Raw genomic sequence first — 14,509 nt, 5'->3', positions numbered from 1 at the left:
AACCATTTGCATTTATATGGGGGGAGTATCACTATGTTAACGAGTCGAGTATTCTAAACGTTAATGGCTGATACCCCGTTGCCTTCCAGGCGGCATTTTGTTGGTAGCCACTTAATACAGTTGTGGGCATAAATCCATAAAAATCAAATCAATATAATATTGGTAATAAAAATGATACCTATAGAAACGCTTGCTACATTCATCAGTGTCTCAACTTTTTTATGTCTGTTACCAGGCCCTGATAATATTTTTGTGTTAAATCAATCTGCCATCAATGGACGTAAGGCCGGAGTATCAATTACCTTTGGGTTATGTATTGGATTATTAATACATACCTCTTTAGTCGCATTCGGTATTTCAGCCATTATACGAGCCAATGCTGTCGCGTTTGAATGTATCAGAATATTGGGTGTGATTTACTTAACCTATCTGGCTTGGGGGGCTTTCAAGGCAAAACCTGTTAGCTTTAAAAGCAGCAATGAGAAACCTAATCAGACAAGTAAATTAATTAAAACAGGATTGATAATGAATTTATCAAATCCAAAAATCATTATTTTCTTTTTGGCCTTTCTTCCTCAATTTACGACCAGCAGCCAAAATATCCCCTCCATTCCGTTTCAGTTGTTATATCTGGGACTCATGTTTGCCATCATCTCTTTTTTAGTTTTTACATTTATATCTTATTTGTCTGGTTTTTTGAGCAGTATTCTCTCTGACAAACCATCAATACAAATTATTTTAAATAAAATAACCAGTTTAATATTTATCGCGTTAGCAATTAATTTGGCTATCAGCCGATTTTAAAAAATAATGAACAGCAAAAATCACTCGATGTGCAGCCTCTCGGCTGCACAAACGAAATGGGATTATTCGATCACAGAAAGGATTCCGAAGAATCCGGCTGTTTTCTCATTCTGCTTTCAGTTTCAATACAATGAACCCAATGAAGCTGATAGCTGACATGCCTAAACAATAAGCCACCAGTGGCCAAGCGGTGTCACCATCAAGCATCAAAGTCATGAGCGTTCCCACGCCACCCGCAATCAGGCTTTGAATACAATAGTACAGCGCAACAGCTGTACCCGATGCATCACCAAAATCCCGAAGTGCGCCATTTGCCGTAACCGAACCAACGAATATCATACCCACTGCAATCAACCACATTGGTATCACAAACGTCATAAACGAGGGTTTCGAGAAAACTGCGCAAGCCGCTAAAATAATAGCTCCCGCCATCATAACAAATAAACCTCGTACGAAACTTCCCTGAATCCCCCAACGTGCCACGAAAAATTTCGCGAAACGTGTCACAGCGATCATGACAAGTGCAACCGTCGCAAAAGCGATACTGAACTCTATCTGAGAAAAACCAGCAAGGCCGACGAGCACACGGGGAGAAATAGAGAAAAACACGAAAAATGCTCCCATTGCAGCACTGAATCCGAGGGTATAGACCCAGAACGACTTGTTAGACAGAATCAGCGATATCGCCAACCCCTGTTTATCCTGCTTAGGTACCCGAGTTTCATGCCATCGCAGTAGGGCGTGAGCAAATGCCAATAACCCCAGCATACCCAACATTATGAAAATCCCCCGCCAGCCAAAAGCAAACGCAATGACTGAACCAAGAATAGGCCCAAGTGCAGGAACAGACGCCAGCATTGAACTAAACAGACTGTAAATAACGCTGCCTTCAGGTTTGTCTGCATAGACATCCCGAACCGTCGCAAAAGTCGCCACCAACGCAGCAGAAGCACTCAATGCCTGCAAAACCCGCAGTGCGACAAACAGTTCACCACTACTTGCCATCGCAAGGCCAAAGGAAGAGATAGAAAAAAGCAACGCTCCACCTAATACGACTGGGCGCCGACCGATGCGATCCGACAGCGGGCCAAAAATCAGCTGACCAAATCCAAGTAAAATCATGTAGATGCTCAGTGTCAATTGAACGATGGCGGGGGAAGTATCAAGCGCAGCAGGCATATCAGGAATGACGGGCAGATATACATCCATTGCCAGTGAGGCGAGGAGGTCGAAAGGTGCCATCAGCACAAGCGCTGACGATAAAGAGTAATTCCAGACGAGAATGGTTTTATTAGACATGACAAAAATCCGCTCAGAAAGTGAAATCTGGCGGCAATCTGCCCATTAATGATCAATAAAAGGAAGATCACCGCAACAACTGCTATGAAAAACGTTGTTGCGGTTTAGCGAACTGTCTGTAGGGAAGGAGCCATATTTTTATCCTTGTGTTTTTGAAGGAAGTACCATGTATCCAACCGTAAAATATAGCATTAAAGCCCACAAACGTAACAGTGACCAACTTCAAGATATTAATATCTAAGGCCATTTTATGGCAGCCAATAAATCCTGAATCTTTAAAAACATGGGTGTTGTTCCATTCGGTGCCGGAATGCCTAATTCAACAAATCCAAGTAAAGTATAAAACGCAACAGCATCAGGATCAGCGTCCAAAAATATTCCCTTAATCGGCATCACATGATGAACTTTAATCACGTGCTCTAAAAATTCCCTCATTAAAATATGACCATATCCTTGCTTTTGATGTTTAACCGAGACTCCCAGCATGACCAAACGAACAACAAAAAGGTCACTTGGCATTGAATCTGTTAAAACCCCACTCAAACGGGATTTTGTCAGCGAATAACCAATAAACCAAGTAACTCTCCAGTTTGTGCATCAATTAAGGCCTTAGAAACACAGTTTCCGTCAGCGACATTGCTTTTAAGGCTGCTGCGAACGTAACGATTAATTTATAAAAATCAAAACCCATACATATCCTGTAAACCACCACACAAAACATAAAAAAATCCAGTTATGTTTTGCACAACCGGATTTAGGAGACTTCACTCACGAGAGTACGGATCGTGACATGGTCGGCAAGGGAAATGGCTTTCTCTCCAGTCAACGGCATACTTTGATCCGATCCTTCGTATGCCATGCTTTATGCATCGACTTTAGGGTCATCCTGATTAGCGGATCCTTCCAACGCTTGCAATAAAGTCGAAAGATGTGCGTCCAGCTCAGCCAGTACACCCGTTGGTATCCGCGAGAGAATGGCCCGTTCATTGTCGATATGTGTTTCGACAGCACGATCAATCAGTGCCCGTCCGTGCGGCGTGAGTTGTACCAGCATGCTGCGTGCGTCGTGTGCGTTAGGCACCCGCTCAATGAACCCTCTGGTTTCCAACCGCTTGAGCCGATGCGTCATCGTACCGGATGTCACCATCAGCGTTGAAAATAACTCAGTCGGGCTAAGGCAAAACGGCGCTCCTGCCCGTCGTAAGGCGGCCAGCATGTCGAATTCCCACAGACTGAGACCGGATTTGGCAAAGCCAACCTCCAGTTGTTGTCCCAGTAGCGCCGCACACCGTTTAATGCGTCCAATTGGCCCCATGGGCGTAGCGTCCAGATCAGGGCGCTCCCGTTGCCACTGTTCAAGAATGGCGTCTACCGCGTCGGGCTGACGAGATTTTGATTTATTTTTCATTTGTCTTGACTTCAAGATAATTGATCTTCACAGTTATATTAACTTGAATTCAAGATAAATTCATGGAAATGATAATGACCTCACTTACATTACGTCATGGGCGCGACATTGTGCTCACAGCGCTGGCTCCAGCTATTTGGGGCTCCACCTACATCGTGGCATCAGAAATCCTCCCGCCGGACAGGCCGTTTACCGCTGCCCTAATCCGGGTGTTGCCCGCAGGTCTGTTGCTGCTTTTGTTAACACGCCGGATGCCCGTGTATCGAGACTGGTGGCGTTTGTTGGTGCTTAGCGCGTTAAATATCGGTATTTTTCAGGCTTTGCTGTTCGTCGCAGCCTATCGTCTACCGGGCGGCTTGGCGGCAGTGCTGGGTGCCATACAACCACTGCTAGTCATGGTGTTGGCGTGGGCAGTAGATGGGCGTTCGCCTGCACGCATCACTTTATGGTCTGCGGTAGCGGGGGTTCTGGGCATGGCTGTCTTGCTGGTATCGCCTCAGACGGTATTCGAGCCTGTCGGGATTATTGCAGCCCTGGCAGGTGCCGCGTGCATGGCTTCCGGTGTCTGGTTGACGCGTCGGTGGCAATTGGACATGCCAGTGCTCGCGCTGACGGGGTGGCAATTGCTTCTTGGCGGGTTGATGCTTGCCCCTATCGCATGGCTGACAGATGCGCCATTACCCACACTGACAATTTCGCAATGGTCGGCTTATACCTACTTGTGTCTGGCAGGCGCGTTGCTGGCTTATGCGCTGTGGTTTCGAGGCATAGCCCGATTACCGACAGTTGCGGTTGCCTCCCTTGGCTTACTTAGCCCGTTGACTGCCGTCGTGCTGGGATGGGTATTACTGTCGCAGTCCATGACTGGGCTTGCCTTTATCGGGTTGTTGATCGTACTGGCAAGCGTCTTTGCAGTGCAGTGGACGACGGCTAAAACCCGATAGTCAGCGCCTATTTTCTTCAATCAACTCCGGAGATTGCTATCACCAATTCTGTTCAACACGCCATCGAATCTCGAACTTCCATCAACCATTTCCAGCTCGATTGCCCGCTTGAAAACAGCAGCTTTCGGGCAGAAAAAGATGGAGGATGCCTCAGTGGCTTTTTGGCTGCGCATTCATAGCTGGCTAGTGCACCTCAACCCAATATGGACACCCGGATCATGACGCAGGACTTCGCTGATGGATGGGTACGGTCTTAAGAGGGAACATCCTGAATATAAAACTAGGGGAGATAAAAGTTACCTACCCTCTGAGCACAGCCTTTCTGTGATCCTGTGGGCAATTTTGTGCTCAGACAGTGACTGATATGATTTAGCCATAAAAAAACCCAGCACACTTTTTAAAAAGCATGGCTGGGTTTTTCTTATTTTAGATCTATTTTGTCAGCCTACAACAGCAAGTACCTTAAAAATCGATCTTATTCCACCGTCACCGATTTCGCCAAGTTACGCGGCTGATCCACATCCGTGCCTTTGATCAATGCAACGTAATAAGACAGTAATTGCAGGGGAACGGTGTAGAAGATCGGGGCGATCAGTTCTTCTACGTGTGGCAGGGGGATGATCTTCATGTTTTCGCTGTTGGTGAAACCGGCATCCTGATCAGCGAAGACGTACAGCTCACCACCACGGGCGCGGACTTCTTCAATGTTGGATTTCAGTTTTTCCAGCAGTTCGTTGTTTGGCGCAACGATGATCACCGGCATATCCGCGTCAATCAGTGCCAACGGACCGTGTTTCAATTCGCCCGCAGCATAGGCTTCTGCGTGAATGTAAGAGATCTCTTTCAGTTTCAGCGCGCCTTCAACTGCGATCGGGTATTGATCGCCACGGCCGAGGAACAGGGCGTGATGCTTTTCTGAGAAGTCTTCCGCCAATGCTTCAATCAGTTTGTCTTTCGACAACATGCTTTCAATGCGGCTTGGCAGGGCATGCAGAGCATGAACAATATCGTGCTCCAATGTTGCATCAGCGCCTTTCAGACGTCCCATGTAAGCCACCAGCATCAACAATACGGTGAGCTGAGTCGTGAAGGCTTTGGTAGAGGCTACGCCGATTTCAGCGCCTGCTTTGGTCATCAGGGCAAATTCGGATTCGCGTACCAGAGAGGAACCCGCGACGTTACAGATGGTCAACGAAGTCAGGTAGCCCAACTCTTTGGATAAGCGCAGAGCAGCCAAGGTATCTGCCGTTTCACCAGATTGGGACAGGGTGATCAGCAGGCTGTTTTTACGGCGTGCTGGCTTGCGGTAACGGAATTCAGAAGCGATTTCAACGTCACATGGAATTCCTGCCAATGATTCGAACCAGTAACGTGAAACCATTCCCGCGTTATAAGAGGTTCCGCAAGCAACGATTTGGATGTGCTCAACTTGGGACAACAGTTCTGCCGCGTTCGCGCCCAGCTCTGACAAATTGACCTGACCGTTGCTGAAACGACCTTCCAATGTGCTCTTGATAGCCATCGGTTGTTCGTAAATCTCTTTTTGCATGTAATGACGATAAATACCTTTGTCACCTGCATCGTACTGGACGTTGGATTCAATCTGCTCACGCTCAACAGCTTCTCCATTCACATCAAAGATGCGAACAGTGCGGCGCGTGATTTCTGCAATGTCGCCTTCTTCCAGATAGATAAAGCGGCGAGTCACTGGCAGCAACGCCAGTTGGTCAGATGCCAGGAAGTTTTCCCCGACACCCAGACCAATAACCAATGGGCTGCCAGAGCGTGCAGCCACCAATACGTCAGGGTTACGGCTATCCATAATGACGGTGCCGTAAGCGCCACGCAATTGTGGGATCACGCGCTGGATCACTTCCAGCAATGAGCCGCCTTGCTGTTGTTCCCAATGCACCAGGTGAGCAATGGTTTCAGTATCTGTATCAGAAGAGAAGATGTAACCACGCGCTTTTAACTCTTCGCGCAGTTCTTCGTGGTTTTCAATAATGCCGTTATGTACAACGGCGATATGTTCAGAAACATGAGGATGAGCATTACGCTCATTAGGCTCTCCATGAGTCGCCCAACGGGTATGGGCAATCCCTGTACCGCCAACTACGGGGTGTTTCTCTGCTTCATCCGCCAGCATTTGTACTTTGCCGACTTCGCGCAGGCGAGTCATACGGTTTTCACTGTCAATGACAGCCATACCCGCAGAGTCATAACCACGGTACTCCAGACGACGAAGACCTTCGATCAATATTTCTGCAATATCTCGTTGTGCACAAGCACCAACAATTCCACACATGTGTTTTATTCCTAAAAACAGGGCCATACCCTTCGTCTTTCAAGCTGCCTCTTTGTTGGCTACATTCGTTCACCTCAGTCACATAGTTATCTATGCTTCTGGGGATTTGCTCATTTGCCGCCGCATTGCAACTTGAAACCCATTGGGATATTCATGCCCTTTTTATGTCGCACAACCTGATTGTCTTACAGCAAATAGCATTACGGCTATTGCCGGTCCCCGAGCTTTGTAGAGATGGGGATTTATTCCCTTCATTTTTCAAACCGCAGTTTTGTTGGCTTCGTTCACTCCTCCAGCCACATAGCGAGCTATGCTATTGAGGATTAATGAAAAATAAAAATCGTTCACCGGAGATCCGCCTTTGGCGGGACAAATTTATTCCAGACGAATTTGTCATGCACTTGCCACCGCACTGCAATTTGAAATCTATTGGGATTTTTTTATTGGTATATCTTATTTATTTTTTCTTAACTGGTCGTGGCCAGTTTTTAATATGAGTTTGCTTAACCCGGCTGATAACCAGATCATTTTCAGCAACATCTTTTGTTACCGTAGTTCCAGCACCAATGGTTGCGCCTTTTTCAATTGTAACAGGTGCAACAAGCTGAGTATCGGAACCAACAAATACGTCATCACCAATAATGGTTTTAAATTTATTAGCACCATCATAGTTGCAGGTAATGGTTCCTGCACCGATATTTACATTGCTGCCAATTTCAGAATCACCAAGATACGTCAAATGGCCAGCCTTGGAGCCTTTGCCAAGAGAGGCTTTTTTCATTTCAACAAAATTGCCGACGTGGGCTTTTTCAGCCAGTTTAGTGCCCGGGCGTAAACGTGCAAAAGGCCCTACTGTACACTCAGTTGAAAGCTCAGAATTTTCGATTACTGTGTAAGGACTCACTACCGAGCCATCGCCAATAACACAGTTTTTCAGAATACAACCAGAACCAATATGAACATTATTTCCCAGTGTAACGTGCCCTTCGATAATGACATTCGTGTCAATCACCACATCACGGCCATGTTCCAGTGTTCCCCGCAGGTCAAAGCGAGCAGGATCTAATAGCATTACACCTGCCAACAATAATTTTTCAGCCTGCTCAGACTGGTAGATGCGCTCCAGTGCGGAAAGTTGGAGGCGATTGTTGACCCCTTCCATTTCACTTAAACGGCTTGGGTGTACTGCTTTGATTTGATGGCCTTCTTGGTGTGCCAGTGCGATAATATCGGTCAGGTAATATTCGCCCTGTGCATTATTATTTTCCAACTTAGATAACCAGCGTTTCAAATCACCACCATTCGCGACCAAAATCCCCGTGTTGATTTCGTTGATTTTACGCTGCTCTTCAGTGGCATCTTTTTGTTCGATAATGCCCGTTACTTCACCATTTTCACGAATGATACGGCCGTATCCCGTTGGGTTATCCAAAATAGCAGTCAATAAACCAATACCACCTTCTGGTTTCACCTCGATCAGACGCTCTAAAGTATCTTTGGCAATCAAAGGAACATCACCGTAAAGGATCAGAATATCTTCATCATCGGAAAAATGTGGTGCTGCCTGCTGCATGGCGTGACCAGTACCAAGCTGCTCAGCCTGCAATACCCAATTTAAATTTTGATTGGAAAGTGTTTGTTTCATCAAGTCACCACCATGTCCATAGACCAAATGAACATGTTGGGTTCCCAATTCCATTGCAGTGTCAATGACATGTTGAACCATCGGCTTACCAGCAAGTAAGTGCAGGACTTTGGGAAGAGAGGAATACATGCGAGTTCCCTTGCCGGCAGCAAGGATAACAACACTTTTAGCACTGACACAGTTTGAATTAATAGACATAAGAAACCTGACAATTCCAATTTTAAGTATGAAAGTAAACTCGTTTGCAAAATAAATTGCCACATATTTCGCAACGCAAAAATGCAAGAAAAGCAAAAAAGCCAGTTAGCTTTCACCAACTGGCTTTTTATCTCACTGCCTGTACCCTTTTCCAAGTTACCGCTTTATTGCCTGCAACCTGAATCTATCGGGGACTTATTACATCATTTTTTTTGTCAGTTCGATAACGCGAAGCTTCGCGATCGCTTTAGACAATTCAGCAGATGCCTGAGCATAATCAACATCGCCGTGAGAATTACGGATATGTTCTTCCGCCTTGCGCTTGGCTTCAAGCACTTTAGCTTCGTCCAAATCCTTACCACGGATCGCTGTATCGGCCAGTACGATAACGCCGTTTGACTGAACTTCAAGAATACCACCAGACAGGTAGATAAACTCTTCTTCGCCAAACTGCTTAACAATACGTATCATGCCCGGTTTTATGGCAGTAAGCAGTGGTGTGTGTTGAGGATAGATCCCCAATTCACCTTCACTGCCTGTCACCTGAATTTTCTGTACCAGTCCTTCAAACAAATGTTTTTCAGCACTGACTACGCTCAGGGAGAACGTCATTGCAGCCATATCAACCTCCCGTCAGCCGTATTAAAGCGATTTCGCTTTTTCCACAGCTTCTTCGATGGTACCAACCATGTAGAACGCCTGCTCTGGCAGGTGGTCATAATCACCGTTCAGGATGCCTTTGAAGCCACGGATGGTGTCTTTCAGAGAAACGAATTTACCTGGTGAGCCAGTGAAGACTTCTGCTACGAAGAATGGCTGAGACAGGAAGCGCTGGATCTTACGGGCACGTGCCACAACCAGTTTATCGTCTTCAGACAGTTCATCCATACCCAGAATAGCGATGATGTCTTTCAGTTCCTGATAACGCTGCAGGATAGACTGAACGCCACGAGCCACATCATAGTGCTCTTGACCAACAACCAGTGGATCAAGCTGACGGCTGGTTGAATCCAGTGGGTCAACCGCAGGGTAAATACCCAAAGATGCGATCTGACGGCTCAATACAACGGTTGCATCCAAGTGAGCAAAGGTTGTCGCTGGTGATGGGTCAGTCAAGTCATCCGCAGGAACGTAAACGGCCTGTACGGAAGTGATAGAACCAGTATGGGTTGAAGTGATACGCTCTTGCAGAGCACCCATTTCTTCCGCCAGTGTTGGCTGATAACCTACCGCAGATGGCATACGGCCCAACAGTGCAGATACTTCTGTCCCTGCCAGGGTATAACGGTAAATGTTGTCAACGAACAACAGAACATCACGGCCTTCATCACGGAATTTTTCCGCCATAGTCAAACCAGTCAAAGCAACGCGCAGGCGGTTTCCTGGTGGCTCATTCATCTGACCGTATACCAGAGATACTTTGTCCAGTACGTTTGAGTCGGTCATTTCATGGTAGAAGTCGTTACCTTCACGGGTACGCTCACCAACACCGGCAAATACGGAGTAACCTGAGTGCTCAATCGCAATGTTACGAATAAGCTCCATCATGTTAACGGTTTTACCTACACCCGCACCACCGAACAGACCGACTTTACCACCCTTAGCGAATGGGCAGATCAAGTCCATGACTTTGATACCAGTTTCCAGCAGTTCCTGAGAGTTGGACAACTCTTCGTAGGTTGGTGCTGTACGGTGAATTGACCAGCGCTCTTCTTCGCCGATATCACCTTTCATGTCAATTGGATCACCCAATACGTTCATGATACGGCCCAGTGTTGCTTTACCCACTGGAACTTCGATTGGATGTCCTAAGTCTGTTACTTCCAAATTACGGCGCAGGCCATCAGAAGTACCCATTGCGATACAACGAACGATACCACCACCCAACTGTTGCTGAACTTCCAGCACCAGTTTTTCTTCACCGTTTTTAACCTCAAGGGCATCGTATACTTTTGGTACGCTGTCCTGAGGGAATTCGACGTCCACTACGGCGCCGATTACCTGGATAATCTTTCCAGTAGCCATCTTGAATCCTCTACGTAATTCGTAAACCTAGCTGTTAAACCGCAGAAGCACCCGAAACGATTTCGGTGAGTTCCTGAGTGATACTGGCCTGACGAGCCTTGTTGTAAACCAACTGCAACTCTTTGATCAGGTTGCCACCGTTATCGGTCGCGGCTTTCATCGCTACCATTCGTGCGGCCTGTTCACTAGCCAGGTTTTCAACGACGCCCTGATAAACTTGCGATTCTATATAACGGCGCAGAAGGGTATCCAACAGCGCTCTAGGATCAGGTTCATACAGATAATCCCAGGACTTCTTCTTCAGTGTTTCATCGTCTCCGGCTGGCAGAGGCAATAACTGAGTAATTGTCGGAACCTGAGACATTGTATTAATGAACTTGTTTGTCACTATATACAGTTTATCCAGACGCCCTTCGTCATATGCTTGCATCATGACGTGGACTGGCCCGATCAGTTCGGACAATGATGGGTTATCTCCCATCCCTGTTACTTGGGCAACAATGTTGCCACCAACAGAAGAAAAGAAAGAAACCCCTTTCGATCCGACAAGCGCCAAGTCAACTTGGACGTTTTTATCAGACCAGTCTTTCATTTCTATCAGCAATTTTTTGAACAGGTTAATGTTCAAACCGCCACATAAACCACGGTCAGTCGAAACAACCACGTACCCAACACGCTTAACTTCGCGCTCTTCAAGGTATGGATGTTTGTATTCCAGATTACCTAACGCAAGGTGTCCAATCACACTGCGAATGGTCTCTGCGTAAGGACGGCTGGCCGCCATGCGATCCTGCGTTTTACGCATTTTGGACGCGGCGACCATTTCCATCGCTTTAGTGATTTTTTGCGTATTTTGCACACTGGCGATTTTGGTACGTATCTCTTTTGCGCCGGCCATTTCTGCTTCTCCGAATTCAACCAGACGGCCCGTGTTATTTTAATTAAATTAAAATTAAACTGGGCCGAATAGTGTTACCAGGACTGAGTCGCCTTGAAGGATTCCAACAGAGCTTTCAGCTTAGCTTCAATCTCTCCGTTGTAATCACCAGACTGGTCAATCTCTTTCAGAAGATCAGCATGTTCACGGTTAGCATACGCCAACAGAGCAGCTTCGAAACTGACCACTTTCGCGATTTCGATATCTTCCAGATAACCGCGCTCAGCAGAAAACAGAGACAGAGCCTGCAGCGCAACGGACATTGGCTGATATTGTTTCTGTTTCAACAGCTCAGTGACTTTCTGACCATGATCCAACTGCTTACGCGTTGCATCATCCAGATCGGAAGCAAACTGAGAGAACGCCGCCAGTTCACGATACTGAGCCAGAGCGGTACGGATACCACCAGACAGTTTCTTGATGATCTTAGTCTGTGCAGCACCACCTACACGGGATACGGAAATCCCTGGGTTAACCGCTGGGCGGATACCGGAGTTGAACAGAGAAGATTCAAGGAAAATCTGACCATCAGTAATGGAGATAACGTTTGTCGGTACGAATGCAGAAACGTCACCAGCCTGAGTTTCAATGATTGGCAATGCAGTCAGAGAACCCGTTTGGCCTTTCACTTCACCATTAGTGAATTTTTCAACGTATTCAGCGTTAACACGCGCAGCACGCTCCAGCAGACGGGAGTGGAGATAGAAAACGTCACCAGGGAATGCTTCACGTCCAGGCGGACGACGCAGCAACAGAGAAATCTGACGGTACGCAACAGCCTGTTTAGACAGGTCATCGTAAACAATCAGTGCATCTTCACCACGATCACGGAAGTATTCACCCATCGCACAGCCAGAATATGGCGCCAAGTATTGCAGGGCCGCAGATTCTGATGCGGATGCAACAACAACGATGGTGTTTTCCAGTGCGTTGTGCTCTTCCAGTTTACGAACTACGTTGGAGATGGTAGAAGCTTTCTGACCAATAGCAACGTAGATACATTTGATACCGGAATTACGCTGGTTGATGATAGCATCGATAGCCAGAGCGGTTTTACCCGTCTGACGGTCACCGATGACCAGCTCACGCTGACCACGACCAATTGGGATCATGGCATCAACGGATTTGTAACCGGTCTGGACAGGCTGATCAACGGATTGACGATCGATAACGCCAGGCGCAATCACTTCAACAGGTGAGAAGCCATCATGCTCAACAGCACCTTTGCCGTCAATTGGCTCACCCAGCGTGTTAACAACACGACCCAGCAAGCCACGACCAACAGGCACTTCCAAAATACGGCCAGTACACTTAACTTTCATGCCTTCGGCTAAGTCAGCGTATGGACCCATCACAACCGCACCTACAGAGTCGCGCTCCAAGTTCAGTGCAATTGCGTAACGGTTGCCAGGCAGAGCAATCATTTCACCCTGCATGACATCGGCTAAACCGTGGACACGAATGATACCGTCGTTGACGGAAACAATCGTACCTTCATTGTGAGCTTCGCTCACGACATTGAACTGAGCAATACGCTGTTTGATCAGTTCGCTGATTTCGGTGGAATTCAGTTGCATATGCTCCAGTCCCCTTAAGACTGCAAGTCGTCTGTTAAACGATCCAGACGGCCACGAATACTGCCATCGATCACCATGTCACCCGCGCGAATAATTACGCCGGCAATAACAGACTTATCAATTTTGCAATTCAGCTTCACTTTGCGTGACAGACGTTTTTCCATCGCCGCAGAAATTTTAGCCTGCTGCTGCTCATTCAGTTCGGTCGCAGAAATCACTTCAACATCAATGGTTGATTCAAGTGACGCACGCAATTGGATAAATTGCTGGAGGACTTCTGGCAATGCCAGCAAGCGACCATTTTCTGCCATTACACGAATAAAGTTCTGAGCATGCGCATCAACCTGCTCACCACAAAGAGTGATAAAGGTTTTGGCTAACGTTTCCGGTGCTAATGAACCGGAAAGCAGCTCACCAACCTGCTCATTGCGAGTAACCTCAGCAACAAACGCCAGCATATTCTGCCAGTGTTCAATAGATTGGTGTTCTACAGCAAAGTCAAAAGCTGCTTTGGCGTAGGGGCGAGCTACCGTAGCAAATTCAGACATGCCCCTCCCTCCTTACAGTTCAGCGACCAGTTTATCAACGATGTCGCTGTTAGCAGCTTCATCCACGGAACGTTCGATGATTTTCTCGGCACCTGCGATAGCCAGCATCGCAACCTGCTTACGTAACTCTTCACGAGCGCGTTTGCGTTCAGCTTCAATTTCAGCCTGCGCTTGCGCTACGATTTTGTTACGCTCCAGCTCAGCTTCTGCTTTTGCGTCATCAATGATTTGAGCTTTTTGTTTATTAGCTTGCTCAATGATAACTTGCGCATCCGCTTTCGCTTTTTTCAGTTGGTCGGTCGCATTGGCTTGCGCTAAGTCCAGGTTCTTTTTGGCACGCTCTGCCGAAGCCAAACCGTCAGCAATCTCCTTCTGACGTTTTTCAATGGCCGCCATAATCGGTGGCCATACATACTTCATGCAGAACAAAACAAACAGGACAAACGCGATGGCCTGGCCGAGGATTGTTGCGTTAATATTCACTGCACAATACCTCTATTTCAATTAATGAATTGGCGTAATATTCAGTTCTACGGTTTTATTAACCGCCAACAGCGAACATCATAAACAAGCCCAGGCCCACAGCGATCATTGGGATGGCGTCAACCAGACCCATGACGATAAAGAACTGCGTACGCAGCAGAGGGATCAGATCAGGTTGGCGAGCAGCGCCTTCCAGGAATTTACCTCCGAGGATGCCGATACCGATCGCAGCACCAATAGCCGCCAGACCCATCAGAATAGCGGCAGCTATGTACAGCAGATCCATATTCAGGTTTTCCATGACAGTCTCCAGTTTGTTTCAGTTAAAACACTATT

The 14,509-nt window shown here is 47.0% G+C and carries 14 protein-coding genes; 2 read left to right on the top strand and 12 right to left on the bottom strand.

Annotation, left to right across the window (positions count from 1 at the left end; all coding sequences use genetic code 11):
• The first annotated feature begins 171 nt into the window (after positions 1 to 171).
• Positions 172 to 804 (top strand): LysE family translocator, encoded by a 633-nt coding sequence (locus BM100_RS15295; RefSeq protein ID WP_092512471.1) that lies wholly within the window; start codon positions 172 to 174, stop codon positions 802 to 804.
• Between the two features lie 105 nt (positions 805 to 909).
• On the opposite strand, the gene cml is transcribed toward BM100_RS15295, so the two are convergent.
• The 3 genes from cml to BM100_RS15280 all read right to left on the bottom strand — a co-directional run bounded on the left by cml (position 910) and on the right by BM100_RS15280 (position 3,511).
• Positions 910 to 2,103 carry a CmlA/FloR family chloramphenicol efflux MFS transporter gene (gene cml, locus BM100_RS15290; protein WP_092512469.1) on the bottom strand — a complete coding sequence of 398 codons (1,194 nt, stop codon included), beginning with the start codon at positions 2,101 to 2,103 and terminating at the stop codon, positions 910 to 912.
• Between the two features lie 237 nt (positions 2,104 to 2,340).
• A complete protein-coding gene (locus BM100_RS15285; RefSeq protein WP_244590643.1) occupies positions 2,341 to 2,646 on the bottom strand; it encodes a GNAT family N-acetyltransferase in 306 nt (101 codons plus the stop codon).
• Between the two features lie 319 nt (positions 2,647 to 2,965).
• Entirely contained in the window at positions 2,966 to 3,511 is a 546-nt protein-coding gene (locus BM100_RS15280) for a MarR family winged helix-turn-helix transcriptional regulator (protein ID WP_092512467.1), read from the bottom strand.
• A gap of 74 nt (positions 3,512 to 3,585) precedes the next feature.
• Here BM100_RS15280 and BM100_RS15275 point away from each other — a divergent pair, with 74 nt between their 5' ends.
• A complete protein-coding gene (locus tag BM100_RS15275) occupies positions 3,586 to 4,455 on the top strand; it encodes an EamA family transporter (RefSeq protein ID WP_420855320.1) in 870 nt (289 codons plus the stop codon).
• 475 nt (positions 4,456 to 4,930) lie between these two features.
• Here BM100_RS15275 and glmS read toward each other — a convergent pair whose 3' ends face one another.
• From glmS to atpE, 9 genes are all read right to left on the bottom strand, one after another.
• Positions 4,931 to 6,760, bottom strand: a complete 1,830-nt coding sequence (gene glmS / locus BM100_RS15270) for a glutamine--fructose-6-phosphate transaminase (isomerizing) (protein WP_092512465.1) — start codon at positions 6,758 to 6,760, stop codon at positions 4,931 to 4,933.
• Positions 6,761 to 7,217: 457 nt separating this feature from the next.
• Positions 7,218 to 8,603, bottom strand: a complete 1,386-nt coding sequence (glmU, locus tag BM100_RS15265; protein WP_092512463.1) for a bifunctional UDP-N-acetylglucosamine diphosphorylase/glucosamine-1-phosphate N-acetyltransferase GlmU — start codon at positions 8,601 to 8,603, stop codon at positions 7,218 to 7,220.
• A gap of 198 nt (positions 8,604 to 8,801) precedes the next feature.
• Complete coding sequence (locus BM100_RS15260; RefSeq protein ID WP_092512461.1) at positions 8,802 to 9,224, bottom strand: F0F1 ATP synthase subunit epsilon; 423 nt, start codon at positions 9,222 to 9,224, stop codon at positions 8,802 to 8,804.
• A 21-nt stretch (positions 9,225 to 9,245) separates the two neighbouring features.
• Positions 9,246 to 10,628, bottom strand: a complete 1,383-nt coding sequence (gene atpD / locus BM100_RS15255; protein WP_092512459.1) for a F0F1 ATP synthase subunit beta — start codon at positions 10,626 to 10,628, stop codon at positions 9,246 to 9,248.
• Positions 10,629 to 10,662: 34 nt separating this feature from the next.
• Positions 10,663 to 11,526, bottom strand: coding sequence for a F0F1 ATP synthase subunit gamma (gene atpG, locus BM100_RS15250; RefSeq protein WP_038240671.1), 864 nt, complete (start codon positions 11,524 to 11,526; stop codon positions 10,663 to 10,665).
• Between the two features lie 74 nt (positions 11,527 to 11,600).
• Positions 11,601 to 13,142: a F0F1 ATP synthase subunit alpha gene (atpA, locus tag BM100_RS15245; RefSeq protein WP_092512457.1), complete on the bottom strand. Its 1,542-nt coding sequence runs from the start codon at positions 13,140 to 13,142 to the stop codon at positions 11,601 to 11,603.
• A gap of 14 nt (positions 13,143 to 13,156) precedes the next feature.
• Complete coding sequence (gene atpH / locus BM100_RS15240; RefSeq protein ID WP_092512455.1) at positions 13,157 to 13,690, bottom strand: F0F1 ATP synthase subunit delta; 534 nt, start codon at positions 13,688 to 13,690, stop codon at positions 13,157 to 13,159.
• 12 nt (positions 13,691 to 13,702) lie between these two features.
• Positions 13,703 to 14,173, bottom strand: coding sequence for a F0F1 ATP synthase subunit B (gene atpF, locus BM100_RS15235; RefSeq protein ID WP_092512453.1), 471 nt, complete (start codon positions 14,171 to 14,173; stop codon positions 13,703 to 13,705).
• A gap of 58 nt (positions 14,174 to 14,231) precedes the next feature.
• Positions 14,232 to 14,474, bottom strand: a complete 243-nt coding sequence (atpE, locus tag BM100_RS15230; protein WP_092512451.1) for a F0F1 ATP synthase subunit C — start codon at positions 14,472 to 14,474, stop codon at positions 14,232 to 14,234.
• Positions 14,475 to 14,509 lie beyond the last annotated feature (35 nt).

It is taken from the genome of Xenorhabdus mauleonii (assembly GCF_900113945.1).
Lineage (GTDB): Bacteria > Pseudomonadota > Gammaproteobacteria > Enterobacterales > Enterobacteriaceae > Xenorhabdus > Xenorhabdus mauleonii.
Note: the sequence above shows the minus strand (reverse complement) of the source record. Positions and strands in the feature narration are given on the sequence as shown.